We start from the raw sequence: 26,563 nt of genomic DNA on the forward strand, positions 1-26,563 counted from the left end.
AAGCCTGAAGGCGGTCGGTCGTCGGATCTTTCATTTGGCACCGCGGCCCGTGTCGGACCACGGCGTGCGGACATGGCGGCCTGCTAGCGCTGCGGCTAGCGGCAGACGGCCTTGTACCGCTTTCCGTTCTCCAGCCGGGCCGGCGTGCATTCCAGGCTTTTGACGCGCTCGGTGATCGGCAACCGACGCGCCGGTGTGGTTCGGGTCGGCCGCGGAGCGGATTCCCGGCTGGCCGCGGCGAGGATGGGCTCCGGCGCGGGCGGTGCGGGCGGCGGCGGCAGCGACGTCTGCGCCGTGCCGGTGGATGTCAAACTCAACCCGGCAGGCATGCCTGTGGCGCATCCTGAAAGAAGGGCGCCGAGGAGGGTGATCTTAAGGGCCGTGGAACGCATGGCATTTCCGTTTCATCATCATGGCACCAGCTGTTTGGTACAACACCCGATAAGGCAGGAGGCTCCCTTCGGCCAGTCGCTCAGAGCATGGAGCGGCGCTGCTGCGCACTGCGGAAGCCGCGACGTGTCGACACGCGGCCGGGACCGCCCGCTGGGCGGCAACGGGCGCGACGCCTCTGGAATTCCGCAGGTCGCCGCGGCCCGCGTTTCCTCTTTCGGACACACGGATGAAGAGGCGTTCTGCATCCCGGAAGGCCGCAAAATTTCTGCGAAACCGGCTTGGCCGATGCGCTCGACCGTCGCTGCCGAAGCACGAGCCTGAAAAGAGCAGGGATAGACGGCGGGCAGGCGCGCCGCAGCGTCGGCCCTCGACGGCGACGTCGGCTCGAAGCCTGGGTGGGCCCGGTGTGACGCAGCCTCTGACGACGTCAAAAGCCGAGCGCATCCGGTGCATTGAAGGGTAGAATGGCTCCCCGAGTAGGACTCGAACCTACGACCTAGCGATTAACAGTCGCGCGCTCTACCAACTGAGCTATCGGGGAACAGGCGTCACTGACGCGCCGCTGCCTATAGCAAGCTCGATCGCCTCTTGCAAAGAGGCTTGTCGCCAAAAATGCGCTTTCTTTCGTAAACGCCTGCCGCAAAGGGCCTTTTTCTCTCCATGATGGGGGCCCATGTGCTGCGGCAGGGCAGAAACACGGCGCAGGAAAGAAGAATCGGATGGTGCAGGATGCAGCGGGTTCCGGGAAATCGCGATTCTTCAGCCTGAGGGGACGGGCCCTGGAGGTGTTCGGCCGCAAGATCGCGCTGCCGCAGTCGCGCTGGGCCCGCATCGGCATCGGTTGCGGCTTCCTGGTGGGCGGGTGCCTCGCCATCCTGCCGGTGTTCGGCGCGTGGATGCTGCCGCTGGGCTTCTTCATCCTGTCCATGGACATCGCCATCGTGCGCCGCTGGCGGCGGCGCGGCCAGGTGCGCTACAGCCGCTGGCAGGCCCGCCGCCGGGCGCTGAAGGCTTCCACGGCGCTCAGTTCACGCGAAGTGGCCCGCCGGCCCTTCCGCTGACTTTGGCGTCATCCTCCCTGGAGGCTTCGTCCGCGACCCGGCGCGTCGCGGAAGCGTCGGCCCTGCACGGGCCCCATGCCGACCTGTCCGAAATGTCATGTGGCGCTCATCCGGCATTCATCGGTGAGACGTTAAGCCTGACTGATCGAAGGGCGCCGCGACGCGCGGTGCCCAGGCAAGGAAGACGACGATGAAAAAGACCCTTCTCACGGCCGTGGCCATGCTGTTCCTGGCATCGCCCGTTCTGACGGCGGCCTCGGCCTCGGCCCAGAGCCGCCACGAGCAGCAGCGCGAACTGCGCCAGGACCGCAAGGAACTTCGCCAGGACAAGCGCGAACTGCGCCAGGATCGCAAGGAGCTTCGCCAGGATCGCCGGGCAGTACAGCGTCTGAAGCGCGGCGGCCGCTATCGGAATGGTGGGCGCAATGTCAGCAACTATCGCCAGTACGGCCTGCGCGCGCCGGGCCGCGGCCAGCGGTGGGTGCGCTATAACAACGACTATCTGCTGGTCACCATTGCCAACGGCCTGATCGCCAGCGTCATCGTCGCCCGCTAACCCGGTCGGACCCCCTCGCTCGCTTGCGGGCGAGGACTGGCACATGCGGCATGGCTGTCCTCGGACGGCCGTGCCGCTTTTCGTTTTAGCCCACCTCTCAACTGAACGCCGCAACGCGGGAGCGGTCCTCGGCAGTCCATGACGGAGTGCGGAATCGGGCAGGCAGCATCGGCGCTGGAACCAAAGGTGGAGCCGTCAGGCCGAAAGGGATCGGCCGACGGCGCCGTCCCTCAGCGCGGCGTGTCCGGCGTTTCGAAGGTCGCCGCCAGCTCGACGGCGGTGCCGCTCCAGAGGCGGCCACGGTCGGGCGCGCGAAAACACTTCCACAGGCCGGTCTTCTTGTCGCGCTTCCAGCCGCGTTCCGCGATCTTCTTCTCCGCCTCCGCCTCGCGCGGTGTCTTGAAGGCCATCGCCGTCTCCTGAGCACCGGGCACGCCGACCGCGCCCTTTCGCCCTGCTGTGACGCGGGAGGGCCGAGGACGTCAAGCGGCAGGCCCCGTCATCGCCGCCCGTTTCGAGCGCGCAAAGCACCGACGCGATCCTCCGGCGGCCAGGCCCCCAGCGATCCCCGCCAATTTCGCCGACGTCAATCCAAACCTCTTGCACTCAAACCCGCGCCACAGTAGGTACAGCCCGGTTGAGGCCTCGTGGCGGAGTGGTTACGCAGAGGACTGCAAATCCTTGCATCCCGGTTCGATTCCGGGCGAGGCCTCCAACGTTTGCCATAGCAAAATCAGGCTATTATGGGCGGGTGGCACTCTTTTGTAGAGCTTCCATGTCGTGTCCATGTCGCACTCAGTACCACTGGATTCCAAGGCTTTCCGTTGAGGGTCGGCGATTCCATGCGACATGGCAGTGACGGAGAACAGCTGCCGATATTGACGGTTGTGTGAAGCTGAGGCCATCCGCTGATACGGTTCCACCATGGATTGACTCACATGACGAATCGTCACCCTCTTGATTAAGGGAGACAACGATGACGGTATGTGTTGCAGTAGCAGTTAATGACTGCCTGGTATTCGCCGCTGATAGCGCCGCCAGTATAGTAACGGTAGATCCCCAAACCGGTGAAGACCGCATCCTAAGTGTATATCAAAATGGGGATAAGGTATACAATCTACACAAGGCCCTGCCGATCTGCGCGATGACCTGTGGGATGGGAAATATCGGCCGCGAGTCTATCGCTACGATCGCGAAACGTCTGCGAAAGCTTATTACCGAGCAAGGCGATTTCCATGTGGATCCCTCCAACTATTCTATTGAGGAAATCGCGGAGAAAGCGCGGCGGTTCATTTTTGAGGACCGTTTCGGTTCCTTGCCGAATCCGCCCCTGGGTTCATCGATGGAGTTCTGGATAGGCGGGTATTCATCCGATCTGGATATGGGGCACGAGGTCTGGAAGGTGGCAATCATCAACGGAGAGTGCCCACCGCCCGAAAGGATCGTTTCTGACGGAGAGACCAAACTGGTTTGGGGGGGCCAACCGGCGCCGATCAACAGGCTTATCTTGGGTTTCGATCCGGCTATCGAGGACTGTCTGCGCGCTGGGGGGCTTGGTGACGACGACGTGTTGACGGCGATGCAGTCTTTCAAGGATCACTTAGCTCGTCCGCTCGTTCTGACAAATATGCCCGTGAGGGACGCAATCGACCTGGCAGATTTTTTAGTCGACACGACGAAGCGTTTTTTCCGGTTCCTACCGGGCGCCGATATCGTTGGCGGTGATACTGACATTGCCGTCGTGACCCGTTACGAGGGCTTTAAATGGATTGCGCGCAAGCATTTCTACGCGACGCATCTCAACCCGTTGGAGACCGGACATGTCTAGAACCGTTAAGATCGAGCGCTCTACCGCGGGTGACGCCCAAAAAGGACCGGCTCGGGATCTGCCGATGCCCGCCTACGACTACCAACCCTCGAAGCCCGGAAGCTACGCAGTGCGAGAAGACGACGGCAAAGTTAAGCAATCGTCCCTAGGGCCACATTCGCTTCAGAACCTTCGCTTCGCTTAACGAGCCGCACGATTCTGATCGCCGCAATCATACGCGCGTGAATGCGGCCTAGACGAACAGCATCGCCGCGACCATCAGCATGCCGGTCGTCGCAGGTGTCCGTGCGCCGAGCCGCGACGCCGCGCTCGCGCGTTCCGGCACCGCAGGGACGGGGGGCGTGCTGCACAAGCCGGCCCCATCGACAGGGCCGGCCGGCAACGAGCGGGCGACAGGCAGTGCCGTCGCGGTGCCGTCAGGCGGACGCGCCGGTCGTGCGCCGGGCCATTGCGGCGGCGGCGACGAGGTCGTCGGCGTCCGGCATCAGGATGCCGTTGCGTCTGGCGTAGGCGACGAGGGCAGCGCGCGCCGTCTGGGCGTCGACTTCGCCCCTCAGGGCCGCCAGGCAGGCATTCACCGCGCCAGAATAGCCAATGCCGCGAAGCTGCCCCGGCGAATCCAGGAGAAAGGAGTGCGCCTGCGCAGCATTCTGGAGAGCGAAGGGAATGTTGAGCCCCGAATAGACCCAGACCGGCTGATCGAAGACATTGTTTTCCATGCCTTTCTCCCATGGGTTTGACGAAGGGCGCGGCGATCGCGGCCGCCGCGAAAAAAATCTTGGGAGGCACGGCGGGTCTTTCAACGGCGTCGCTGAAAAAAGTTGGATCGAGGCTGAGGCATCGCGTCGGCCGACGGACGGGAGCGGGCCAGAGAGGTTAGTTCGACGTCACCGGGGCGCCGCCCCTCGGCATCCAGTCGGAGCCCGCCGAGCCTGACCCGATCCGGCAGAGGCCTCGGCAATGCGGGAAATGGCAGCGCAGGGCGCCGAAAGTTCAGTCCCAAGGAAATAGGTCGCCCGTCCCATGGGGGTGGCACGTCGGGCGGAGCGCTCCGAACCAGTGTCGGAACGCGTCGCGTCGATGACAATGTCGTTATCGATCGAGGGTCGGGTCCGGCTGGTCGTGGATCGCTCGTTCCGGTGTCCTGCAGGGCCGACCGAGGGGACCGCTCAGGCGCTGCTGCAGCAAGCCCAGCGCGAGGAGGAGACGCGCCGTCTCGGCCGCCTCCTGATTCTGGATCTGCGCGAGGGCGCTCATCGCCCGGTTCCTGGCGCATTCCCGGATGAACGTTGTAGCGAGATCGGAAGCTTCTGGAGGCGTCGATTCCATCGTCCATGAACGGCGACTACCGGCTCGGGTTCCCGCCGGTGCGCGCGAACGGACCCATTTCGATTCCGGCCGGACGATGGGCGATCGGCTTTGGCGCGATGTCCTTGCGGCTGCGGGCGGTGGAAAGAACGGGTTGTGTTTTCATCAACTTGGTAAGTTTTGGGGTGCACCAATGAGGCGCCTGCCGGATCCGGTGGGGCGGTCCGGACCGAGACGCCTTGCTGGGAAACTGTTCCGGACTGCGACTGCAACCGATGGTGCCGCCGACCAGGGCACCGGAGCCATGCAAACCAGGCGCGGCACGATGCCCGTCGACGGCAAGGATGATGTGATGGTCGACCCGGGAAGCTATCCCATCCCCCCCGACGAACCGGAGCGGCTGGTGGCGCTTCAATCCTATGCGGTGATGGGAACCGAGGCCGAGCCGGGCTTCGATGCGATCGTCGGGCTGGCCAGACGCAGCTTCGGCGTTCCCATGGCGATGGTCTCCTTCGTCGCGGCCGACCGGCAGTTCTTCAAGGCCCGCGCCGGCCTTTCCGCCTGCGGCTCCTCGCGCGCCGGCTCCTTCTGCACGCACACGATCCTGTCCCGCGACGTCCTCGTGGTTCCCGACGCGACCCTCGACGACCGCTTCCGCCATTCCCCGCTCGTCACCGGTCCGCCGTACGCCCGCTTTTATGCAGGGGCGCCGCTGGTCTCGCCGGAGGGGCACGTGATCGGCGCCCTGTGCATCCAGGACACCGTCGCGCGCCACGACATGACGCAGGCCGACTGCCTCGCGCTCGCCGATCTCGCCGACATGGTGATGGAGCGTCTCGAAGCGCGGCGGCTGGCCCTGGCCGAGGCCGACGGGCGCAAGCGCTTCGATGCCGTCGCCGGCCTGTCGGTGGATGCGATCATCTGCGCCGACGGCGCCAACACCATCCTCTCCTGGAACGGGGCGGCCGAGCGCATGTTCGGCTACACCGCCACGGAAGCCATCGGACGGTCGCTGAGCATCATCGTCCCGCCCGCCATGCGGGCGATGCACGAGGCGGGTATCCGCCGCGTCGCGTCGGGGGGAGCCCACAAGCTCGTCGGCTCGCTGGTGCGGGTTCCGGCCTGTCGCCGGGACGGCACGGAATTTCCGATCGAGCTGTCGCTGTCGCACTGGACCGAGGCCGGCCAGCATCGTTTCGGCGCGATCGCGCGCGACATCACCGAGCGCGTCGCCGTCGAGGAACAGCTGCAGCGGGCTGCCGACTTCGACAACCTGACGGGCCTCGCCAATCGGGCTTCGCTCTTCCGGCAACTGGCCGACAGGAGCGCGTCCGGACGGTCGGTCGATCTCCTGATGCTGGATCTCGACGGCTTCAAGGACGTCAACGATAGCCTCGGCCATGCCGCGGGGGATGCGGTGCTGAAGGCCGTGGCCACCCGCATCGCCGCCATGGCCGGCCCCGACCGTCTCGTCTGCCGCCTCGGCGGGGACGAGTTCGTCGTCGTCGCCGAAAAGACGGGCGACCTCATGGCGAGCCTTGAATTCGGCCGGCGCGTCATCGCCGACATCGAGCGCCCGATCGAGATCGGCGACCGCAGCGTGTACATCGGCGCCAGTGCCGGCCTGGCAACGACCACCGGCGCCGAGTGGGCGGCCGAGGCCTTGCTGGCGGACGCCGACCTCGCCCTCTATCGCGCCAAGCAGGACGGCCGGAGCCGGGTCCGGCTTTTCACGCAGGAGCTGCGTCCCGTCGCGCAATCCAGGGCGTCGATCAGCTCGGGCTTGCGACAGGCCTGGGAGCGCGGCGAGTTCGAGCTTTACTACCAGCCGCAGGTGCGGCTGTCGGATGCCGCGATCGTGGGCGCCGAGGCGCTGATCCGCTGGAACCACCCGCAGCAGGGCGTGGTGGCGCCGGGCGCCTTCCTGTGCACGCTGGAGCAGAGCCTCCTGGCGATTCCCGTGTCCGAATGGATCCTCGGCGAGGCCTGCCGGCAGGCAGCGGAGTGGCGACGGGCCTGTCCCGGCTTCCGCATCGGGGTCAATCTGTTCGCGGTGCAGTTCAAGACCGGCGACCTGCTCGATGTCGTCGGCCTGGCGCTCGATCGGTCCGGCCTCGCGCCGGAGGGGCTGGAGCTGGAGATCACCGAGAACACCATCCTCGGCAACGAAGCAAGAATCACCTCCGTGCTGGACGGGTTGCGGTCCATGGGCGTCGGCATCGCGTTCGACGACTACGGCACCGGCTACGCCTCGCTGACCATGCTGAAGGACTTTCCCGTCTCGCGCCTGAAGATCGACCGCTCCTTTGTCAGCGGGCCGGGATGCGGGGCGCGCGACGTGGCCATCGTCGACGCGATCTCGAGACTGGCGGCGACGTTCGACCTGGAAGTGATCGCCGAGGGCATCGAGACCGCCGAGCAGCACGCTCTGATGCGGCCCTTCTGCGCCGAAGGGCAGGGCTATCTGTTCGGCAAGCCGATGCCGGCCGACGCCTTCACCGCGGCCCTGGCTGCCGGGGATGCCGGGAAGAGACGGGTCGCCTGACCCTTGCCTCGCGTCCGGACCGGTCGCGGGTCACAACCGGCCGGGGATGGCGCCATCGCCCGTGATGGCGGTCGCCGTTCAGCCACCGCGAATCCCGACAGCAAAAAGCCGCGGCGCCCGGAAGGCGTCGCGGCTTTGGCCGTCGGAATATCCGACCGTTTTAGAAATGCAGGCGACCGTTGCGCACGACCGACTCGATGTCGCCGCGCACCAGGCCGATATCCTGGAGCTGGCGATCCTCCATCTGCGACAGGAGGCTGACGGTGCGCTGGTGGGAGCGGTAGTTCTTCAGGCGGGCAGCGAGGCGGGCGAACATCGGGGGTGCTTTCTCAAAAAGCGTTGTTTGATGACGGTCATATACGTCCTTGCTCTGCCTATTAGCAGCGCAATTGCTGCACAGGAGTTATGCAGATTGAGCATGGATTGCTCAGGCATGCCGTTAGGCCTTCCGTAATGGAGTTGTGAGCGGGGCGGTGGGCTTTCCGGTTGCCGCCTTGCGCGCTGCGAAGGGGCCGACTAATGGACGTGCATCGCGACTAAGGAAGGACCGGAAGCCGCCATGGATTTCGAAGCCGCTCGTACCAAGATGGTCGACAACCAGATCCGCACGACCGACGTGACCGATCTGCGGATCCTGCGCTCCTTTCTCGCTGTGCCGCGCGAGCGTTTCGTGCCGGAAGCGCGCCGCGATCTCGCTTATATCGATGGCGATCTGCCGCTGGGCGAGGGGCGCTTTCTGATGGAGGCTTCGCCCTTTGCCAGGCTCGTGCAATTGGCTGGCATCGGGCCGGATGACAGGGTTCTCGTCGTCGGATGCGGGACGGCCTATTCGGCGGCGATCCTCAGCCGGCTGGCGGGATCGGTCGTGGCCCTGGAATCGAACCCCGATCTGGCCGTCGCGGCGCGCGACAATCTGGCCGCAGTGGCTGCCGGCAATTGCACCGTCGCCGAAGGCGCGCTCGCCGAGGGATGCGCCGACCGCGCGCCCTACGACGTCATTCTCGTCGAGGGCGCTGTCGACAGCGTGCCGAAGGCGCTCGTCGGGCAATTGGCGGATGGCGGGCGGCTGATCGTCGTCGAGGGTCACGGCAATGCCGGCTTCGCCGTCGTCTACCTCAACGAGGAGGGCGTCATCTCTCGCCGTCCGGCCTTCAATTGCAGCGTCAAATCGCTCGCCGGGTTCGCGCAAGTTCCGACATTTACCTTCTAAGGTGTTTGTTTCCGGTCACACTCACCCTGTCGTTCAAATGCTAACGTACCCCTAAGGGCGACTCTAGTGCGCATCCCCCTCGATCTCGGTCGGATGCGGGGAGCGTTGTTGCGGGGGCAACATGGAACCCTTGCCCCACGTCTCTCCCCCGGGCGAGACCCCAAGATCTGGAGTGTGTTTGAGTGACCAATAAGTTCTGGATCAGTACTGCATTGGCTGCCGCCGTTCTGTCCGGCGGCGTCGTCGACGCCATGGCCGAGTCCCTGACGGGGGCCCTGGCCCGTGCCTATCGAAACAATCAAAGCCTCAACATCGCGCGGGCCCAGCTGCGCGCGACCGATGAAAACGTGCCGCAAGCGAAGGCGGGGCTCCGGCCCACCGTCAGTGGCTCGGGCAATGCCACCTCGTCGAACTCGCGCACCACTTTCGGCGACAACATTGCGACCCAGCGCAACCGCGCCGGCCAGATCGGTTTCGGCATCACCATCAGCCAGACCATTTTTGATGGGTTTCAGACTCCCAACAATGTCCGCTCTGCGGAAGCGACGGTGAAGGCTTCCCAGCAGAACCTCGCCAACACCGAACAGAACACCCTCTACAACGCCGCCGCCGCCTACATGGATGTCCTGCGCGATCGGCAGATCTCCGGTCTGCGGCGGCAAAACCTCGCCTTCCTGCAGGAGCAGGTGAGGGCGGCGCGCGCCCGTTTCGACGTCGGCGAGGGAACCCGCACCGACGTCGCCCAGGCTGAGGCGGAGCAGGCGCTGGCGACGGCGCTCTTGAACTCGGCCCTGGCTCAGGTCGCTTCCAGCGAGGCGACCTATCTCCAGATCGTCGGCGATGCGCCGAAGGATCTGGCGCCCGGCAAGGCGCCCTCCAAGCTTCTCCCTTCGTCGATCACCCAGGCTCTGGCGATCTCGCAGAAGGAACACCCGGCGATTCTCGCCACGCTCAACGCGGTCGACGCCGCCGCATTCCAGGTCAAGTCGGCCGAGGGTCAGTTGTTGCCGTCCGTCCGCCTGTCGGGCTCGGTCGACAATACCTATGGCCTCAGCGACACCAGTCCCAACAGCACCAGCCTTCCCGGCGTGGACGTCACCACCCAGAACGAGGTTTCGGCGACCGTTGGCGCCAGCCTGAGTATTCCGATCTACACCGGCGGCCTCGTCGAGTCGCAGGTTCGCCAGTTCAAGGAAGTGCTGGGTCAGCGGCAGATCGAGGTCGACAGCCAGCGCGACGCGGTGCGCGCGGCCGTCGCCACCACCTGGGCCGAACTGCAGGCTGCGCGGGCCAATGTGACCGGCTACAATGCCCAGGTCCGGGCGGCGCGCCTGGCGCTGGAAGGCATCATCGAAGAGCGCAATGTCGGCCAGCGGACCACGCTCGACGTGCTCAACGGCCAGGCCGATCTCATCTCGGGCCAGATCCTTCTGGTCGGAGCCCAGCGCGACGAGGTCGTCGCCAGCTATGCCCTCGCTTCGGCGATCGGGCGGCTGTCGGCCACCCGCCTGCAGCTCAACGTCGCGACCTACGAGCCGAAGGAGCACTACGAGGCCGTCAAGGACAAGTGGTTCGGCCTGCGCACGCCAGACGGCCGCTGAGTGGCCCGATTCGAGGCGGCAGCGGGGGGCGAGAGGCGCCGCTCGCGGCAGCCAGTATCTCCTAGACCTTCTCTTCCAGTAGCCCGGCCCAGGCCGGGCTTTTGCCGTTGGGGGAAGGCGCGTCGCGCGAGTCCACTTCTTCTGGTGATAGCCGCCGATGGCGCCTCCCAGGGATTCATTCCGCTGATTTTTCGGTTTAGGCTCCACGCATGATTCGGCCGCTAGCGTTGCGGGTCCTCTCGAACATGCGGAAACTGACCGATGAGCAATGCCAGTCCCCTCAAAGAGCCTTCGATGGACGAGATCCTGGCGTCGATCCGTCGGATCATCGAAAGCGGGGATGAGCGTCCCACTCCCGCCGTGCGCCCGCGCGCGGTCTCGGACTCGCTGCGGGCCCGTCCCATGGCGGTGCCGACGGATGCCGCGCCGGGATCGCGGATGGCGCCCGGCGCCGGCGATTTCGCTGGAGTGCCGATGGCGGATCCGGCTCCGGGGGCGGCCTTTGGCGACGCGGCGCAGCTAGGGGCGCGCCAGGCCGCCGAGGATGAGCCGGCCGGCACCGCCCGCAGTGGTCCGGACTGGTCGGCGCCGCTGACCGGTCTCGCCGACCTTTCCGCCAATGACCGGACGCTACCGGCGACGCGCACCGGCGTTTCCGACCGCGCATCGCCGCGGGTGACACAGGCCGGAGCCGCCGAATTGGCGCGTGCGAAGCTCGAACCGCGCCCGGAGCCTGTCGCCCGGCGCCCGGTGGCCGCGGTGTCGCCGGTCGGCGGCGCTGCCATGGCCCTCGAGGGCCTGAGGCCGGCGAGCAGCGAATACCCGGCCCGCGTCGAGACCACGTCGCTTCCGGCCGCCAGTGTCGAGCAGCCCGCGCCCTACGACTTCAACCTGGAATTCGACGAGGAGAGCTTTTCTTCCGAGCTGCGCGAGGAGGTCGTCTCCGTCTTTTCGCAGGCGGAAGTCCCGTTTGCCGAGGCGGCCGATGGACCTTCTGCCGAACGCGTCGGCGAACCCCCTGTCGCCCGCCAAGCCTCTGCGCCGCCTTCGCTGATCGCCGAGACCTCCTCGCTGATGTCCGAGGCCGCCGGGGCCCAGGTCGCCTCGGCCTTCGACGAACTGGCGCGGGCGATCCGCGAGGGCCAGATGAAGTCGATGGAGGAAATGGCCGGACACATGCTGCGCCCGATGCTGCAGGAATGGCTTGACGACAACCTGCCGCGCATCGTCGAGCGCCTCGTGCGCGAGGAGATCGAGCGCGTCGCCCGGGGCGGCCGCCGCTGACCGCTTCCAGGGTTTTCTGCTGAGGCGTCGCACGGGCCGGGGCAAGCTTGTCGGTAGGGCGGGGTTTCCCGACTGCCTTGCGAGCGTCCGGTTTCGTTGACTTGGGCCAAGGCTTGGGCGAAACCCCGAGCCTGACGCTTCAAGCTTGCCATCGGACGCCATCATGATCGAAAAAACCTACGACGCCGCCAGCCTCGAGCCGCGCATCGCCGAGCGCTGGGAGGAGGCGAACGCCTTTCGCGCCGGCGCCGGCGCGAAGGAGGGCGCCGAGCCCTATTCGATCGTCATCCCGCCGCCGAACGTCACCGGCTCGCTGCACATCGGCCATGCGCTGAACAACACGCTGCAGGACGTGCTGGTGCGCTTCGAGCGGATGCGCGGCAAGAACGTTCTCTGGCAGCCCGGCATGGACCATGCGGGCATCGCCACCCAGATGGTCGTCGAGCGCCAGCTGAAGGAGCGGCGCGAGCCGGGCCGCCGCGACATGGGGCGCGAGGCCTTCGTGGAGCGGATCTGGCAGTGGAAGGAAGAATCGGGCGGCACGATCCTCGGCCAGCTCCGCCGACTCGGCGCCTCCTGCGACTGGTCGCGCGAGCGCTTCACCATGGACGAGGGCATGTCCGAGGCGGTCCGCACGCTCTTTGTCGATCTCTACCGCAAGGGCCTGATCTACAAGGACAAGCGTCTGGTCAGCTGGGATCCGAAGCTGCAGACCGCGATCTCCGACATCGAGGTCGAGCAGGTGGAGATGAAGGGCCATCTCTGGCACTTCCGCTACCCGATCGACGGCAAGGTTTTTGATCCCGAGGACGCCGCGACCTTCATCACCGTCGCGACCACGCGCCCGGAGACGATGCTGGGCGATACCGGCGTCGCGGTGAACGGCGCGGACGAGCGCTACCTCGCGCTGATCGGCCAGAACGTCCGTCTGCCGCTCGTCGGCCGCCTGATCCCGATCTTCGCCGACGACTATGCCGATCCGGAAGCGGGCTCAGGCGCGGTGAAAATCACGCCGGCGCACGACTTCAACGACTTCGAGGTCGGCAGACGCCATGACCTGCCGAAGATCAACATCATGACCGTCGAGGCGGCGATCACGCTGGCCGAGAACGAGGATTTCCTCGCCGGCGTCCCCTCGACGCCTGAACTCGCCGAGACCATCGCAGCCGTTCACGGCCTCGACCGCTTCGCCGCCCGCGCGAAAATCGTCGAGATGATGGAGGCGGGCGGCTATCTTGCCCGCATCGAGGACCACCCGCACACCGTGCCGCACGGCGATCGCGGCGGCGTGCCGATCGAGCCCTTCCTGACCGACCAGTGGTATGTCGACGCCGCGACGATGGCCAAGCCGGCCATCGCCAGCGTGCGCGAAGGACGCACGGTCTTTGTCCCCAAAAACTGGGAAAAGACCTATTACGAGTGGATGGAGAACATCCAGCCCTGGTGCATCTCGCGCCAGCTCTGGTGGGGCCACCAGATTCCGGCCTGGTACGGCCAGGACGGGGAGATCTTCGTCGCCAAGACGGAGGAGGAGGCGGTCGCTGCCGCGCTCGCCCACTACGTCACCAACGGCACGATCGACGATGCCGAGGCGCGGGCGATGGCCGAGAATCCGGAGCTGCGGGCGAACCTCATCACCCGCGACGAGGACGTCCTCGACACCTGGTTCTCCTCCGCCCTTTGGCCCTTCTCGACCTTGGGATGGCCGGAGAAGACGCCGGAGCTTGCCACCTATTATCCGACCAATGTCGTCGTTTCGGGCTTCGACATCATCTTCTTCTGGGTCGCGCGGATGATGATGATGGGCCTGCACTGCATGGGCGAGGAGCCTTTTGGCACCGTCTACATGCACGCGCTGGTCCGCGACAAGAACGGCGCGAAGATGTCGAAGTCGAAGGGCAACGTCATCGACCCGATCGAGCTCTTCGACGAGTTCGGCGCCGATCCCGTCCGCTTCACTCTGGCGATCATGGCAGCGCAGGGCCGCGACGTGAAGCTGGATCCCCAGCGGATCGCGGGCTACCGCAACTTCGGCACCAAGCTCTGGAATGCCACGCGCTTTGCCGGCATGAACGGCGCCGAGCACGGTGTCACGATCGACCCGGAGACGCTGACGCTGCAGCTGAACCGCTGGCTCCTGACCGAGCTCTCGCGCACCATTGCCGAGACCGAGAAGGCGATCGAGGGCTACCGCTTCAACGAGGCGGCGGGCGCGCTCTACCGCTTTGTCTGGAACAATTTCTGCGACTGGTATCTCGAACTCACCAAGCCGGTCTTCCTCGGCGAGGACGAGGCGGCGAAGGAAGAGACGCGGCGCGTCACCGGCTTCGCGCTCGACCGGGTCTTCGCCCTCCTGCATCCCTTCATGCCGTTCCTGACCGAAGAACTCTGGGACCTCACCGCGCCCGAAACGGCCAAGCGGGCCACGCTTCTGTGCCATGCCGACTGGCCGGCCTTCGCCTTCGACGACACGGAGGCGGCCGACGACATCAACTGGCTGATCGCTCTGGTCAACGAGGTCCGTTCGGTGCGCACCGAGATGAACGTGCCGCCCGCCGCCGAGGCAGCTTTCGTCGCCGTCCAGCCCGATCCGCTCCTGCGCGCGCGGCTGGCCCGCCACGACGCGTCGCTGAAGCGCCTCGCGCGCCTGAAGACGATCGACATGGCCGAGGCGGCGCCTCCCCAGGCAGCGCAGATCCTGGTCGGCGGCGCGGCCTTCGCCTTGCCCTTGGAGGGGATGATCGATCTGGCGGCAGAAGTGCTGCGCCTGACCCGCGCCAAGGCGAAAGCCGAAGAGGAAGTGGCGCGAATCGACAAGAAGCTCGGCAACCAGAAATTCGTCGCCAATGCGCCGGTCGAGGTCGTGGAGCAGGAGCGGGAGAAGCGCGACGCCTATCTCGCCGAGGCACAAAAGCTCGCGGCCGCGCTGGCCCTCATCGCCCCCTGACACAGATTCGTCACATTTATGCCACGCCTCCCGCCGGAAACCGCGGCCGATCTCGATCGGCCGCGGTTTCCGCCAGCCTGGCGTGGTGTCAGACCCGCCCGTTCGAAATCATACAAATCAAAGGTTTGTCCTGAACTCCTGCCGCCCTTCGTGCGTTCGCGCGAGATTTCCCGGCTGATCAGCCTGCCGCAAGCCGCAGATCGTTTGCTTGCACGGTCGGAAATCTCATTTACGTTTGCGTCAAAGGATCAGAAAAGATCCGGCCCCGAAGGGGGATGGTGAGGTGGGGGGAAAGAACATGAAGCGTTTCGCGAACTATTTTCTGGCCGGCGGCGCGCTGGCGCTGATGGCGGCGTCGTCGGCCCAGGCTGGCGGTTTTCAGCGCGGCTCCGCCGATACCGATATCCTTTTCGAGAAGGGCACCTTCTCGATGCGGTATGGCCTGACCTACGTCGATCCGCAGCGCGGCTTTACATCGATCAACGGCCAGGGCGGCGACTTCGGTGACTACACCGGCGCCTATCAGATTCCCTCCGTCACCGTCGCCTTCGGTGGCGATGATTTCAGCTGCGCCGGCTCCTATGTCGAGAGCTTCGCGGCCGAGGCCGACTATACGGGCTCGCCCGGCGGCGCCCTGCCGCAGCAGGCGAGCAGCTTTGTCGGGACCGGCGGCAACATCGACGATTCCGACCGCACGAACCTCGCCACGGCGGCCAGTGTCTCGCGCACGCGCTCGCTCTCGTTCAAGTCGAACGAGTTCGGTGCGACCTGCCGCGTCAGCTACACCAACGATTACGGGCGCTTCAGCCTCCTCGGCGGCGTGATCGCCGAAGACTTCCATTTCGAGGGTTCGAGCTTCGGGACGACCTTCGGCGTCATCCCGGGCGTGGGTAAGATCCCCGTCGCCGCGACCCAGATCGACGTCGAGAGCGACGGCGGCTACAAGGCCGGCTACCGCATCGGCGCGGCCTACGAGATGCCCGAGATCGCCCTGCGCGTGCAGGCGGTCTACCGCTCCGAGATCAAGCATGACGACGTCGAGGGCGATGGCACCGTGACCGTCCTGCAGTCCCTCGTCCCCGGTCTGCCGGCCGGTGCCGTGGTGCCGATCACCAGCTCCCTGAACGAGGCGATCAGCCCGCAGAGCCTGACCATCAACGCTCAGACCGGCATCGCCGCCGATACGCTGCTTCTGGCCTCGTTCCGCTGGACCGACTGGTCGACCAACAAGTCCGTCATCAGCTCGATCAGCAATGCGAGCCTCGGCATCAGCTCCTCCAGCTACTCCCCCTACAACTGGGACGACGGCTATACGGCCAGCCTGGGAATCGGGCGCGCCTTCAACGACAAGATCTCGGGCGTCGTCTCGCTGGGCTACGACAGCGGCGTCTCGACCGGGTCGGAAACTACCTACACCGATCTCTACACGGTCTCGGCGGGTCTTTCCGTGAAGCCGGAAAACTGGGCCGAAATTCGCCTCGGCGGCCTCATCGGCTTCTGGAGCAGCGGTTCGCAGAGCGTCGATGAAGGCGCCTATTTCAACGGCGAGGTCGGCGACGACATGGTCTACGCGGGCAGCGCCTCGCTGAAACTGTCGTTCTAAGCAGCAGCAAACGCTTTGTTCAAAGGCGCGTCCGTCAGGGCGCGCCTTTGTCGTTCGGCAACAGCGGTTTAGAGCGGGCCTCCGGCGCGCCGGAAACTTTGTGCCCATCTCGCAACACTATGGCAATCTTGCACTGAGCATACTCGCCTTTGGCGACAAAGCCGCTGTGCCGCCATAAAGGACGTCCAACCAGCTGTCACCGCGGGGGACGTGGAGACGGTCGATGCGGGGGCATCGACCGAGGCAGCAGGTGAGGGGTATTCGGCGCGTGAAATTCGACAAAGGCAGACTGCCCAGCCGCCACGTCACGGAGGGCCCATCGCGGGCGCCGCACCGGTCGTATCTCTATGCCATGGGCCTTACGCGCGAAGAGATCCACCAGCCGCTCGTCGGCGTCGCCAGCTGCTGGAACGAGGCGGCCCCCTGCAACATCTCGCTGATGCACCAGGCCCAGTTCGTGAAGAAGGGCGTCAGCGCTGCCGGCGGCACGCCGCGCGAGTTCTGCACCATCACGGTCACCGATGGCATCGCCATGGGCCATCAGGGCATGAAGGCCTCGCTGGTCTCGCGCGAGGTCATCGCCGACTCGGTCGAGCTCACCATGCGCGGTCATTGCTACGACGCGATCGTCGGCCTTGCCGGCTGCGACAAGTCCTTGCCGGGCATGATGATGGCGATGGTACGTCTCAACGTCCCCTCTGTTTTCATCTATGGCGGCTCGATCCTGCCCGGCACGTTTCGCGGCCGTCCGGTGACCGTCCAGGACGTCTTCGAGGCGGTAGGCCAGCACTCGGTCGGTGCGCTCGACGATGAAGGTCTCGACGAAATCGAGCGGGCGGCCTGTCCCGGTGCCGGTTCCTGCGGCGCCCAGTTCACCGCCAACACCATGGCGACGGTGGCCGAGGCCATCGGTCTGGCGCTGCCCTATTCCTGCGGCGCGCCGGCACCATACGAAATTCGCGACCAGTTCAACTATGCCGCTGGCGAGAAGGTGATGGAGCTCATTGCCAAGAACATTCGGCCTCGCGATATCGTGACCCGCAAGGCGCTGGAAAATGCCGCGGCCGTGGTCGCCGCCTCCGGCGGATCTACCAATGCCGCCCTGCACTTGCCCGCGATCGCGCATGAGTGCGGCATCGAATTCGATCTTTTCGACGTGGCTGAAATCTTCAAGCGCACTCCCTACATCGCGGACCTGAAGCCGGGCGGCAAATACGTCGCCAAGGACATGTTCGAGGCGGGTGGCATCCCGTTGCTGATGAAGACCTTGTTCGACAATGGGTTCCTGCATGGAGACTGCATGACGGTCACCGGCCGGACTCTGGCCGAGAACATGGACAGGATCGCCTGGAACCCGGACCAGGACGTCGTCTATCCCGCCGACCGGCCGATCACGGTCACCGGCGGCGTCGTCGGCCTCAAGGGCAATCTCGCGCCCGACGGCGCCATCGTGAAGGTCGCCGGCATGGGCCATCTGACCTTTTCGGGTCCGGCCCGCTGCTTCGATTCCGAAGAGGCGTGCTTCGAGGCGGTGTCGACCAAAGCCTATGCCGAAGGCGACGTCTTCGTCATCCGATACGAGGGGCCGCGCGGCGGACCGGGCATGCGCGAAATGCTCTCGACCACCGCCGCGCTTTACGGCCAGGGCATGGGTGACAAGGTGGCGCTGATCACCGACGGGCGCTTCTCCGGCGCGACCCGCGGCTTCTGCGTCGGCCATGTCGGCCCGGAAGCGGCCGTCGGCGGGCCGATCGCGCTCCTGCGCGACGGCGACATCATCGATCTCGACGCCGTCGCCGGCACGCTCGCCGTGCGCCTGTCCGAGGCGGAACTGGCCGAGCGGCGGGCGGCGTGGCGCCCGCGGGCCACGGACTACGCCTCCGGGGCGATCTGGAAATATGCCGAACAGGTGGGCTCCGCGCGCAAGGGCGCCGTCACCCATCCCGGCGGCGCTATGGAAAAGCATTGCTATGCTGATGTTTGACATGATTTCTCTGCGGGCCGCCAAAGCGGTCGTTCTCTCTGCCCTGACCGTTTCCACCGCGAGCTTCGCGCTGGCCGGACCGTCCTATGCGCTCGACCCGTCGACCATCGTGACGCCCGAGGCCGGGCCGATGGAGCTCTTCAGCATGGGCTTCAAGGCCTATCAGCGCGGCGAGAAGACCGAGGCGCTCGAGGCCCTGCGCTACGCCGCCGACAAGGGCCATCCGGGCGCGCGCTGGAAGCTCGGCCGCATGTATGCCGAAGGCGACGGCGTGCCGAAGAACGACTACGAGGCCTTCAAGATCTTCGGCGAGATCATCAATGCCGAGCAGGACGACACCTCGACCTCGCCCAATGCCGCCTATGTCGCGAGCTCCGTCACCGCCCTTGGCGACTACATGCGCACCGGCATTCCCGATTCGCCGGTGACCGTCGACCTCCTGCAGGCCCGCCAGCTGTATTTCCACGCCGCGTCGATCTTCGGGGATCCGCGCGCGCAGTTCCAGCTCGGCCGCATGCTGCTGAATGGCGAAGGCGGCCGGGCCAACGCCCGGCAGGCCGCGCGCTGGCTGAAGCTGTCCGCCGAAAAGGGCAATGTCGGCGCCGAGGCGCTGCTGGGGCATCTCTTGTTCGACGGGGAAAAGATCGGCCTGCGCCCGGAGCCCGCGCGGGGCCTGGCGATGCTGACCATCGCGATCAAGCGCGCCGGGGCAAGCGACCAGTCCTGGATCCGCCCGCTGCAGGAAGAGGCGTTCTCGCTCGCCTCCGAGGCCGACCGTCGCACGGCCTTGGCCTATGCCGAAAGCAAGGGCGCGGTGTTCGCCGGCAACTGACGCTGCCGCCGGCCCCTCGACCGTGGCGTGCGGCGCAGCGAAGGGCGGCGGCTGACCGGCGCCCTCGGGCCGCCGGTGGCTATGCCGCCAGCTGGATCATGATCGGAACGTGGTCCGAGGGTTTCTCCCAGGCGCGCACATGGCTGTCGATGCCGACCGAGGCGAGCCGGCCCGCCGCTTCCGGCGACAGCAGCAGGTGGTCGATGCGGATGCCGTTGTTCTTCTGCCAGGCGCCGGCCTGATAATCCCAGAAGGTGTAGATGCCGGCGTCGCTCGTGGTCGCCCGCAGCGCATCGGTCAGGCCGAGATGCTGCAGCCGCCGCCAGGCGTTGCGGCTCTCCGGCTGGAACAGCGCGTCGCCGAGCCAGGCCTGCGGAAATTTCACGTCCTCGGGCTCCGGAATGACGTTGAAGTCGCCGGCGAGGACGAGATCGCTCTCGTCGTCCAGGAGATGGCGGGCATGCGCTTCCAGCCGGGCCATCCAACGCAGCTTGTAGTCGAATTTCTCCGTGCCGAGCGGGTTGCCGTTCGGCAGGTAGATCGACGCGACGCGCAGCGTGCGCGGGCCGATCTTCCAAACGCCTTCGATGAAGCGCGACTGCTCGTCGCTGTCGTCCCCGGGCAGCCCGCGCGAGACGTCCGCCGGCGGAACCTTGCAGAGCAGGGCGACGCCGTTGAAGCCCTTCTGCCCATGCGTCTCGACGTGATAGCCGAGCGCCTCGATCGCGGCCCGCGGAAAACCCTCGTCGACGCTCTTGATCTCCTGCAGGCAGACGATGTCCGGCGAGCGTTCGGTCAGCCAGGCGACGAGCACCTCGATCCGCGCCTTGATGCCGTTGATGTTCCAGGTGGCGATGATCATGCGGGGCGTCAGACCGAAAAGCTGGTGCCGCAGCCGCAAGCGGCGACGGCGTTGGGATTGCGGATCTGGAACGACTGGCCCATCAGGTCGTCGACGAAGTCGACCACGGAACCATCGAGATAGGGCAGGGACACCTGGTCGATCAGGACGGTGGCGCCGTCCTTCTCGATGACGATGTCGTCCGTCTCGGCGCCCTCGGCGAGATCGTATTTGTAGGAGAAGCCGGAGCATCCCCCGCCTTCCACCGAAATGCGCAGGGCGTGGCTGCCCGAACTCTTGGCGACGATCGCCGCGATGCGGCGCGCGGCGGCATCCGAGACGGTGACGGCGATGGTCGGCGCGATGGTCTGGCTCATGGTCGGCTCCGCGGCTGCGGCGGGTTGGACGCCCGCGGCGACCGCCTCTGCTTGTTGAAATCCGATCCTTTAAGTATGCAGTCGCGGCAGGCCGGTCAATGCGGCGATCGTCACCCTCGGCCGTTGCGGCCGCCGGGCCGATTCCACCACCAAAAATGCAGGGCCGATGACGGAATTTTCAGGCGAGGCGATCGGCAGGGGCGGGACGGGACGGGCGGTCTTCGCCGTCGACGCCGCACACTCGCGCGGACGGTTTTCGCCGGAAGCCGACAGCCCGACGCGCACGCCCTACCAGCGCGACCGCGACCGCATCGTCCATTCCACCGCCTTTCGCCGGCTGAAGCACAAGACGCAGGTCTTCATCGCCTATGAGGGCGATCATTTCCGCACACGCCTGACGCACACGATCGAGGTCTCGCAGATCGCCCGTGCCTTCGCCCGCGCCTTCCGGCTGGACGAGGACCTCACCGAGGCCGTGGCGCTGGTCCACGATTTCGGCCACACGCCCTTCGGCCATGCCGGCGAGCGGGCGCTCGACGAGAAGATGCGCAGCTTCGGCGGCTTCGACCACAATGCCCAGGCGCTGCGCATCGTCACCGCGCTGGAGCGGCACTATGCCGAGTTCGATGGGCTGAACCTTTCCTGGGAAACGCTGGAGGGCCTCGTCAAGCACAACGGGCCGCTGCGCGGGCCGCATGCGACGCCGGGCGCCGTCCTGCCCCGGCCGATCCGCGACTTCGACGCGCTGTTTCCGCTCGACCTCCACACCTTCGCCAGCCTCGAGGCGCAGTGCGCCGCGATCGCCGACGACATCGCCTACGACACGCACGATCTGGACGACGGCTTGCGCGCCGGGTTGATCGACATCGCGGACCTCGCCGAGCTCAGTCTGGCCGGCGACATCCTGCGCGAGGTCACGGCCGCCTATCCCGGTCTCGAACGCTCCCGGCTGATCCACGAAATCATGCGCCGGCACATCACCCGCATGGTCGAGGACGTGATCCGCACCACCGCGGCCAACCTCAGTGCCTGCGCGCCCGATGATGCCGACGCCGTCCGCGCGCAGGACCGCGCGCTCGTCGCCTTCTCGCCGGCGATGCGAGCGGCGGAGGCCGAGACCAAGCGGTTCTTGTTCGCGCGCGTCTATCGCAGCCCGTCGATCATGCGGGTGATGAACCGCGCGGAGACGGTCGTTGCCGACCTGTTCGACCGCTATCTCGGCGAACCGGCCGAGATGGGCGGGGCGTGGAGCGACGCCATGGCCCAGCTCGGGACGGAAAAGCGGGCGCGCCACGTCGCCGACTATCTCTCCGGCATGACCGACAGCTACGCCCTCGGCGAGCACCGCCGCCTGTTTGACGCCACCCCGGATTTGCGTTAGGCGCGCCGATCCACCTGAAGAAGACGCGCCGCGCCCCCTGGCGCCCCGCGACCGCCGCTGCGCCGCAAGGCGCCATCCGGCCGAGAGCTTTCGGAAAGACCGCCATGAACATCTTCGCCGACTTCGAGCAGCGCGTCCGGACCGCGGTGGAATCAACGCTCGCCGCGATGGACATTTCCGGCGCCGACCTGTCGCGCATCGCCGTCGAGCCGCCGCGCGATCCGAGCCACGGGGATCTGGCGACGAACGCCGCGATGGTGCTGGCCAAGCCCCTGCAGAAGAAGCCGCGCGAACTGGCCGAGGCGATCGCCGCGCGGCTCGGCGAGGATCCCGACATCGATGCCGTCGAGATCGCCGGTCCCGGCTTCATCAACCTCCGGGTCTCGCCCGGCTTCTGGACGGGCCATCTCGCCGACCTTCTCGCCGCCGGCCCGGCCTATGGCCGGGGACCTAGCACCGGCCGCAAGGTGAACGTCGAATATGTCTCGGCCAATCCGACGGGCCCGATGCATGTCGGCCATTGCCGCGGCGCGGTGGTGGGCGATTCCATCGCCAATCTGCTCGCCTTTGCCGGGCACGACGTCGTCAAGGAATACTACGTCAACGACGCCGGCGAGCAGGTCAACGTCCTCGCCCGCTCGGCTTTTCTTCGCTACCGCGAGGCCATGGGCGAGGCGATCGGCGACATCCCCGCCGGCCTTTATCCCGGCGACTATCTGAAGCCGGTCGGTCACGCCCTGGCGATCCGGCATGGTGACAAGCTTCTCGCCATGGACGAGGCCGAGTGGCTGCCGCTGGTGAAGGATTTTGCCATCGACGCCATGATGATGATGATCCGCGACGACCTGAAGCTGCTCGGCATCACCCACGAGGTCTTCTTCTCCGAGCGCGCGCTGCATGCCGTGCCGGAAGGCGCCAAGGCCAGCCGTATTCATCTGGCGATCGAAGATCTGCGGGAAAAAGGCTTCGTTTATCAGGGCGCGCTGCCGCCGCCGAAGGGCCAGCTGCCGGAGGATTACGAGGACCGCGAGCAGACGCTGCTGCGCTCGACCGAGGTCGGCGACGACATGGACCGGCCGCTGGTCAAGTCGAACGGCAGCTTCACCTACTTCGCCGCCGACGTCGCCTATTTCGCCGACAAGTTCAGGCGTGGCTTCGACGAGATGGTCTTCGTCCTCGGCGCCGACCATGGCGGCTATGTGAAGCGGCTGGAGGCGGTGGCGCGTGCGATTTCGGGCGGGGCGGCTCACAGCGATGTCGTCCTCTGCCAGTTGGTCAAGCTGTACCGCAACGGCGAGCCCGTCAAAATGTCGAAGCGTTCGGGCGACTTCGTGACGCTCGCCGAGGTGGTCGAGGAGGTCGGGCGCGATCCCGTCCGCTTCATGATGCTGTTTCGCAAGAGCGACGCGCCGCTCGACTTCGACTTCCAGAAAGTCACCGAGCAGTCGAAGGACAATCCGGTCTTCTACGTGCAGTACGCCCATGCCCGCGCCCGTTCGGTGGTGCGGCAGGCGGAAGGCGAGGGGATCGTCGAGGCCGAGGCCGACGCCGACCTCCTGTCGCTTCTGTCCGACGAGGGCGAGATCGGCCTGATCCGCAAGCTGGCGGAGTATCCGCGGCTGGTGCTCTCGGCGGCGGAAGCCAAGGAGCCGCACCGGCTCGCCTTCTATCTCTACGACGTCGCCCAGGCTTTCCATGCCCAGTACAACCGCGGTCGCGACGTTCCCGGCTTACGCTTTGTTAACCGTGATGAGCCAAGGTTGACGCAAGCGAGATTGGGACTGGTTCGTGCCGTCGCCTCCGTCGTTGCTTCCGGATTGCAGTTGATCGGTGTCGACGCCCCGGAGGAAATGCGGTGATGGATCACGCTTTGGTCAACATCGTCCCCTAGCGAATAGGTCCGCCGCTTCGGACAGTTCGCGCCGTTGCGGGACCCCTGGGAATGCGGAGTGAGTGACACGATGGGAGAGATGAAGGCCCCGGTCCGCGGCACGGATCTTTCCCCTGGGGACGTGGATCCGTTTGCCGATCTTGCCGACCTGTTCGAAGCCGAAATGGCCCGCGACGACCACGCTCTGTCTGGCGCCGCGACGACGGCGCCCGGTGCCGCCGCGCAGCGCCCGTGGAAGGCGACGACCCGAATGGATCCCCCCAGCCTCGACCATGATTTCGACGCGGCCTTCGCCGACGCGCTGTCGGACGTCGACGAGCCCGAAGCGCCTGCGCCGGCTCCCCGCCGCCCGGCGGCCGCGAGCCTGCACACGACGCGGGGCCCGGCTGCCGACAGCGAGCTCAATCAGGCCCTGCGGGGATTGAGCGCCCCGGCCCGGCCGCGAGACGGCCTGGTGTTCGAGACTCAGTCCTTCGCGCCCGAGCGGGTCGTCGAGACCGACGACCATCGTCCGCCGCAGGCCGAACTGGACGAGTTCGACCAGCTCATCGCCAGCGAGCTGGCGATGATGCAGGAAGACCGGCGTTCGCCGAGCCGCGGCGCCTCCGCCTTCTATGCCGAGCCGTCGCAGGCCGAGGAGGTGTTCGACGAGCACAGCTACGAGGCCGGCGATCCGTCTGGCGCCTATTACGACGACGAGGCGCATCCGCCCGTCCATGCCGAAGCGCGCAGCCCGTTCCGGCGCAGCATGGTCAGCCTCGGCGGCGGCGTCGCCTCGCTGGCGATCCTTGGCGCCGTCGGCCTGTTCATGTGGAACGGCAGCTCCAGCACGAGCGGGGTTTCCGCCAGTTCCGAGCCGCTGCTGATCAAGGCCGACGCCGAACCCTACAAGATCGAGCCGAAGGATCCGGGCGGGCGGACGATCCCCAACCAGAACAAGGCCGTCTACGAACGGGTCGCGGCGGGCGAGGGTCAGGGCTTGCCGTCGACGACGCAGCAGGCCTTGCTGACCGATGCCGAAGAGCCGATCGACCTGCCGCCCGAAGAGCCCCCGGCCACCTATGACGACCTGCCGGGCGTCGATGTTGCCGGCAGCGACGCGATGAGCGAAGGCGGCGACGCGCGCCTGGCCAGCGCCATCGGCGATGCCCCGACACCCGCGGTCGAGCCGGTCGGCGTGCTGCAGCCGCGCAAGGTGCGGACCATGGTCGTGCGGCCTGACGGCACTCTGGTTCCGGCATCTGCCGAACCTGCAGCGCCTGCGGCGCCGTCGGCCGGGGCACCGACCCCCGGGCTGATCGCCGTGTCCTCTCCCGCCTTGCCGACTTCTGCCGCGCCGACACAGGAGCCCGCACCGGCGCCATTGATCGCGGCCGTCGACAGCCCCGCACCCACCATCGCCGCCGCACCGGCGCCGTCGAGCCCGCCAGTCGAGGCAGCACCGCCGCCGGCTCCGGCCGCCGACGATTCGGCGCCGCGGGAAGTCGCCTCGATCACGCCGTCGGCGCCGGCGCCTGCCGGGGCCTACTATGTGCAGATCTCCTCGCAGCCGTCCGAGGCCTTGGCGCAGCAGTCCCTGCGCAACCTCACCGGCCGCTATTCCGGCATGATCGCCGGACGCAGCGTCGGCATCCAGAGCGCCGATATTCCCGGCAAGGGCACCTTCTACCGGGTGCGCGTCGCCACGGCATCGAAGGACGAGGCATCGGCCCTGTGCAACCAGCTGAAATCCGCCGGCGGCAACTGCTTCGTGGCGCGCTGACCGGCGGCATCGGCCTGCTGCTCTCCGGCTCGCGCTCCCCGTCCGGCAATGAGGGCGGGGAGGAGCGGGCGGTCGAAGCCCGCACTTCCCGCATTTTCCCGGAGACGACGATGAGTGGATCGAAAGCCTGGATCGCCGGCTGCGCCGGACACCGGCTGAGCGCGGACGAAAAAGCGTTCTTCGCCGCGGAGCGCCCCTGGGGCTTCATCCTGTTCGGCCGCAACATCCATTCCGCCGAGCAGGTCCGCGACCTCGTCGCCGAGCTGAAGGAGGCCGGCGGCCGGTCCACGACGCCGATTTTCGTCGACCAGGAGGGGGGCAGGGTTCAGCGGCTGCGTCCGCCGCTCGCGCCGACCTATCCCGCGCCGTCCCGGCTGGGGGTGATCTTCGGCCGTGATCGGGAAGCGGGCGAGCGGGCCGCCTGGCTGCAGGGACGGCTCCTGGCGCTCGATCTGGCGGGATACGGCATCAATGCCGACTGCCTGCCCTGCCTCGACGTGCCGGTCGCCGGCGCCCATTCGGTCATCGGCGACCGGGCCTTCGCGATGCATCCGGACGATATCGCGACGCTCGGACGGGCCGCGGCCGATGGTCTCGTCGCCGGGGCGGTGATGCCGGTGATGAAGCACCTGCCCGGACACGGCCGCGGCAATGCCGACAGCCACCTCGATCTGCCTGTGGTGACGGCGATTCGCGCCGAGCTCGGCCGCACCGACTTTGCCCCCTTCGCGGCCCTCCGCACGCTGCCGGCCGCGATGACCGCGCATGTCCTCTACACAGACATCGATCCGACGCACCCGGCGACCCTGTCGCCGATCGTCATTCAACAGGTGATCCGCGACGAGATCGGTTTCGACGGCCTTCTCATGACCGACGACATCTCGATGAAGGCGCTCCAGGGCGACATCGGCGAGCTCAGTGCCAAAGCGATTACGGCCGGCTGCGACATCGTGCTCCACTGCAACGGCGACATGACCGAAATGCGCAAGGTCTCGAGTGCCGTCCAGCCACTGCGGGGCAGAGCGGAGCAGCGCGCCGCCGCGGCCGAGGCCACGGTGACGCATCGACCGGGCATCGTCGACGAGGCCGCCCTGCGCGCCGAGTTCGCCGGCCTGATGACGGAAGTCGCCTGAACCGGCGGCAGGGCCCACCGCGCGGC

Annotated in this window: 23 protein-coding genes and 2 tRNA genes; 18 read left to right on the top strand and 7 right to left on the bottom strand. The window is 66.7% G+C overall.

All coding sequences use genetic code 11. The features are described 5' to 3' along the window. The first annotated feature begins 111 nt into the window (after positions 1 to 111). Positions 112 to 714, top strand: a complete 603-nt coding sequence (locus IEX88_RS13245) for a hypothetical protein (protein WP_188851378.1) — start codon at positions 112 to 114, stop codon at positions 712 to 714. A gap of 144 nt (positions 715 to 858) precedes the next feature. On the opposite strand, the gene IEX88_RS13250 is transcribed toward IEX88_RS13245, so the two are convergent. Then, positions 859 to 934, bottom strand: a tRNA-Asn gene (locus IEX88_RS13250). Positions 935 to 1,112: 178 nt separating this feature from the next. Between IEX88_RS13250 and IEX88_RS13255 the strand changes: the two genes are divergently transcribed. Both IEX88_RS13255 and IEX88_RS13260 read left to right on the top strand, forming a co-directional pair. Next, a complete protein-coding gene (locus IEX88_RS13255) occupies positions 1,113 to 1,454 on the top strand; it encodes a hypothetical protein (RefSeq protein ID WP_188851380.1) in 342 nt (113 codons plus the stop codon). 190 nt (positions 1,455 to 1,644) lie between these two features. Then, positions 1,645 to 2,010 carry an RcnB family protein gene (locus IEX88_RS13260; protein WP_188851382.1) on the top strand — a complete coding sequence of 122 codons (366 nt, stop codon included), beginning with the start codon at positions 1,645 to 1,647 and terminating at the stop codon, positions 2,008 to 2,010. Positions 2,011 to 2,240: 230 nt separating this feature from the next. On the opposite strand, the gene IEX88_RS13265 is transcribed toward IEX88_RS13260, so the two are convergent. Beyond that, positions 2,241 to 2,420, bottom strand: coding sequence for a hypothetical protein (locus IEX88_RS13265; protein ID WP_188851384.1), 180 nt, complete (start codon positions 2,418 to 2,420; stop codon positions 2,241 to 2,243). A gap of 231 nt (positions 2,421 to 2,651) precedes the next feature. Between IEX88_RS13265 and IEX88_RS13270 the strand changes: the two genes are divergently transcribed. Continuing rightward, positions 2,652 to 2,725, top strand: a tRNA-Cys gene (locus IEX88_RS13270). A gap of 261 nt (positions 2,726 to 2,986) precedes the next feature. Beyond that, complete coding sequence (locus IEX88_RS13275) at positions 2,987 to 3,838, top strand: Ntn hydrolase family protein (protein ID WP_188851386.1); 852 nt, start codon at positions 2,987 to 2,989, stop codon at positions 3,836 to 3,838. Between the two features lie 416 nt (positions 3,839 to 4,254). On the opposite strand, the gene IEX88_RS13280 is transcribed toward IEX88_RS13275, so the two are convergent. Continuing rightward, positions 4,255 to 4,557 carry a DUF982 domain-containing protein gene (locus IEX88_RS13280; protein ID WP_188851388.1) on the bottom strand — a complete coding sequence of 101 codons (303 nt, stop codon included), beginning with the start codon at positions 4,555 to 4,557 and terminating at the stop codon, positions 4,255 to 4,257. Between the two features lie 373 nt (positions 4,558 to 4,930). Then, positions 4,931 to 5,095, bottom strand: coding sequence for a hypothetical protein (locus tag IEX88_RS13285; RefSeq protein WP_188851390.1), 165 nt, complete (start codon positions 5,093 to 5,095; stop codon positions 4,931 to 4,933). A gap of 77 nt (positions 5,096 to 5,172) precedes the next feature. Here IEX88_RS13285 and IEX88_RS13290 point away from each other — a divergent pair, with 77 nt between their 5' ends. Next, positions 5,173 to 5,343 (top strand): hypothetical protein, encoded by a 171-nt coding sequence (locus IEX88_RS13290; protein ID WP_188851392.1) that lies wholly within the window; start codon positions 5,173 to 5,175, stop codon positions 5,341 to 5,343. Positions 5,344 to 5,450: 107 nt separating this feature from the next. Beyond that, the gene (locus tag IEX88_RS13295) at positions 5,451 to 7,691 is read left to right on the top strand and encodes a putative bifunctional diguanylate cyclase/phosphodiesterase (protein ID WP_210319277.1); all 2,241 of its coding nucleotides are present in this window, start codon (positions 5,451 to 5,453) and stop codon (positions 7,689 to 7,691) included. Positions 7,692 to 7,851: 160 nt separating this feature from the next. Here IEX88_RS13295 and IEX88_RS13300 read toward each other — a convergent pair whose 3' ends face one another. Further along, a complete protein-coding gene (locus IEX88_RS13300) occupies positions 7,852 to 8,007 on the bottom strand; it encodes a DUF1127 domain-containing protein (RefSeq protein WP_188851394.1) in 156 nt (51 codons plus the stop codon). Between the two features lie 243 nt (positions 8,008 to 8,250). On the opposite strand from IEX88_RS13300, the gene IEX88_RS13305 reads away from it, so the two are divergent. From IEX88_RS13305 to IEX88_RS13335, 7 genes are all read left to right on the top strand, one after another. Next, complete coding sequence (locus IEX88_RS13305; protein ID WP_188851396.1) at positions 8,251 to 8,901, top strand: protein-L-isoaspartate O-methyltransferase family protein; 651 nt, start codon at positions 8,251 to 8,253, stop codon at positions 8,899 to 8,901. 251 nt (positions 8,902 to 9,152) lie between these two features. After that, entirely contained in the window at positions 9,153 to 10,502 is a 1,350-nt protein-coding gene (locus IEX88_RS13310; RefSeq protein ID WP_188851874.1) for a TolC family outer membrane protein, read from the top strand. Between the two features lie 294 nt (positions 10,503 to 10,796). Then, positions 10,797 to 11,786, top strand: a complete 990-nt coding sequence (locus tag IEX88_RS13315; RefSeq protein WP_188851398.1) for a DUF2497 domain-containing protein — start codon at positions 10,797 to 10,799, stop codon at positions 11,784 to 11,786. Positions 11,787 to 11,949: 163 nt separating this feature from the next. Beyond that, positions 11,950 to 14,733, top strand: a complete 2,784-nt coding sequence (locus IEX88_RS13320; RefSeq protein ID WP_188851404.1) for a valine--tRNA ligase — start codon at positions 11,950 to 11,952, stop codon at positions 14,731 to 14,733. Positions 14,734 to 15,031: 298 nt separating this feature from the next. Further along, positions 15,032 to 16,336, top strand: a complete 1,305-nt coding sequence (locus IEX88_RS13325; RefSeq protein WP_188851406.1) for a long-chain fatty acid transporter — start codon at positions 15,032 to 15,034, stop codon at positions 16,334 to 16,336. 268 nt (positions 16,337 to 16,604) lie between these two features. Next, positions 16,605 to 18,320, top strand: a complete 1,716-nt coding sequence (gene ilvD / locus IEX88_RS13330) for a dihydroxy-acid dehydratase (RefSeq protein WP_373289587.1) — start codon at positions 16,605 to 16,607, stop codon at positions 18,318 to 18,320. Continuing rightward, complete coding sequence (locus IEX88_RS13335) at positions 18,307 to 19,152, top strand: tetratricopeptide repeat protein (RefSeq protein WP_188851410.1); 846 nt, start codon at positions 18,307 to 18,309, stop codon at positions 19,150 to 19,152. The genes ilvD and IEX88_RS13335 overlap by 14 nt, the downstream gene beginning before the upstream one ends. Positions 19,153 to 19,231: 79 nt before the next feature. On the opposite strand, the gene xth is transcribed toward IEX88_RS13335, so the two are convergent. Both xth and erpA read right to left on the bottom strand, forming a co-directional pair. Beyond that, positions 19,232 to 20,014, bottom strand: a complete 783-nt coding sequence (xth, locus tag IEX88_RS13340; RefSeq protein ID WP_188851412.1) for an exodeoxyribonuclease III — start codon at positions 20,012 to 20,014, stop codon at positions 19,232 to 19,234. Positions 20,015 to 20,022: 8 nt separating this feature from the next. Beyond that, the gene (gene erpA / locus IEX88_RS13345; protein ID WP_188851414.1) at positions 20,023 to 20,370 is read right to left on the bottom strand and encodes an iron-sulfur cluster insertion protein ErpA; all 348 of its coding nucleotides are present in this window, start codon (positions 20,368 to 20,370) and stop codon (positions 20,023 to 20,025) included. Between the two features lie 166 nt (positions 20,371 to 20,536). On the opposite strand from erpA, the gene IEX88_RS13350 reads away from it, so the two are divergent. The 4 genes from IEX88_RS13350 (at position 20,537) to nagZ (ending at position 26,537) form a co-directional block, all read left to right on the top strand. After that, positions 20,537 to 21,751, top strand: coding sequence for a deoxyguanosinetriphosphate triphosphohydrolase (locus tag IEX88_RS13350; protein WP_188851416.1), 1,215 nt, complete (start codon positions 20,537 to 20,539; stop codon positions 21,749 to 21,751). Between the two features lie 104 nt (positions 21,752 to 21,855). Beyond that, the gene (gene argS / locus IEX88_RS13355) at positions 21,856 to 23,610 is read left to right on the top strand and encodes an arginine--tRNA ligase (protein ID WP_188851418.1); all 1,755 of its coding nucleotides are present in this window, start codon (positions 21,856 to 21,858) and stop codon (positions 23,608 to 23,610) included. Between the two features lie 90 nt (positions 23,611 to 23,700). Further along, positions 23,701 to 25,404 carry an SPOR domain-containing protein gene (locus IEX88_RS13360; RefSeq protein ID WP_188851420.1) on the top strand — a complete coding sequence of 568 codons (1,704 nt, stop codon included), beginning with the start codon at positions 23,701 to 23,703 and terminating at the stop codon, positions 25,402 to 25,404. 110 nt (positions 25,405 to 25,514) lie between these two features. After that, complete coding sequence (gene nagZ / locus IEX88_RS13365; RefSeq protein WP_188851422.1) at positions 25,515 to 26,537, top strand: beta-N-acetylhexosaminidase; 1,023 nt, start codon at positions 25,515 to 25,517, stop codon at positions 26,535 to 26,537. The last annotated feature ends 26 nt before the right edge of the window (positions 26,538 to 26,563 follow it).

It is taken from the genome of Aureimonas glaciei (genome assembly GCF_014643375.1).
GTDB lineage: Bacteria > Pseudomonadota > Alphaproteobacteria > Rhizobiales > Rhizobiaceae > Plantimonas > Plantimonas glaciei.

Bases quoted from the DNA above. Each gene is read 5' to 3' on its own strand.
- IEX88_RS13255 (WP_188851380.1), top strand. From the start codon at position 1,113: ATGGTGCAGGATGCAGCGGGTTCCGGGAAATCGCGATTCTTCAGCCTG.
- IEX88_RS13260 (WP_188851382.1), top strand. From the start codon at position 1,645: ATGAAAAAGACCCTTCTCACGGCCGTGGCCATGCTGTTCCTGGCATCG.
- IEX88_RS13265 (WP_188851384.1), bottom strand. From the start codon at position 2,420: ATGGCCTTCAAGACACCGCGCGAGGCGGAGGCGGAGAAGAAGATCGCG.
- IEX88_RS13275 (WP_188851386.1), top strand. From the start codon at position 2,987: ATGACGGTATGTGTTGCAGTAGCAGTTAATGACTGCCTGGTATTCGCC.
- IEX88_RS13280 (WP_188851388.1), bottom strand. From the start codon at position 4,557: ATGGAAAACAATGTCTTCGATCAGCCGGTCTGGGTCTATTCGGGGCTC.
- IEX88_RS13285 (WP_188851390.1), bottom strand. From the start codon at position 5,095: ATGAGCGCCCTCGCGCAGATCCAGAATCAGGAGGCGGCCGAGACGGCG.
- IEX88_RS13290 (WP_188851392.1), top strand. From the start codon at position 5,173: ATGAACGGCGACTACCGGCTCGGGTTCCCGCCGGTGCGCGCGAACGGA.
- IEX88_RS13295 (WP_210319277.1), top strand. From the start codon at position 5,451: ATGCAAACCAGGCGCGGCACGATGCCCGTCGACGGCAAGGATGATGTG.
- IEX88_RS13300 (WP_188851394.1), bottom strand. From the start codon at position 8,007: ATGTTCGCCCGCCTCGCTGCCCGCCTGAAGAACTACCGCTCCCACCAG.
- IEX88_RS13305 (WP_188851396.1), top strand. From the start codon at position 8,251: ATGGATTTCGAAGCCGCTCGTACCAAGATGGTCGACAACCAGATCCGC.
- IEX88_RS13310 (WP_188851874.1), top strand. From the start codon at position 9,153: ATGGCCGAGTCCCTGACGGGGGCCCTGGCCCGTGCCTATCGAAACAAT.
- IEX88_RS13315 (WP_188851398.1), top strand. From the start codon at position 10,797: ATGGACGAGATCCTGGCGTCGATCCGTCGGATCATCGAAAGCGGGGAT.
- IEX88_RS13320 (WP_188851404.1), top strand. From the start codon at position 11,950: ATGATCGAAAAAACCTACGACGCCGCCAGCCTCGAGCCGCGCATCGCC.
- IEX88_RS13325 (WP_188851406.1), top strand. From the start codon at position 15,032: ATGAAGCGTTTCGCGAACTATTTTCTGGCCGGCGGCGCGCTGGCGCTG.
- IEX88_RS13335 (WP_188851410.1), top strand. From the start codon at position 18,307: ATGCTGATGTTTGACATGATTTCTCTGCGGGCCGCCAAAGCGGTCGTT.
- xth (WP_188851412.1), bottom strand. From the start codon at position 20,014: ATGATCATCGCCACCTGGAACATCAACGGCATCAAGGCGCGGATCGAG.
- erpA (WP_188851414.1), bottom strand. From the start codon at position 20,370: ATGAGCCAGACCATCGCGCCGACCATCGCCGTCACCGTCTCGGATGCC.
- IEX88_RS13350 (WP_188851416.1), top strand. From the start codon at position 20,537: ATGACGGAATTTTCAGGCGAGGCGATCGGCAGGGGCGGGACGGGACGG.
- argS (WP_188851418.1), top strand. From the start codon at position 21,856: ATGAACATCTTCGCCGACTTCGAGCAGCGCGTCCGGACCGCGGTGGAA.
- nagZ (WP_188851422.1), top strand. From the start codon at position 25,515: ATGAGTGGATCGAAAGCCTGGATCGCCGGCTGCGCCGGACACCGGCTG.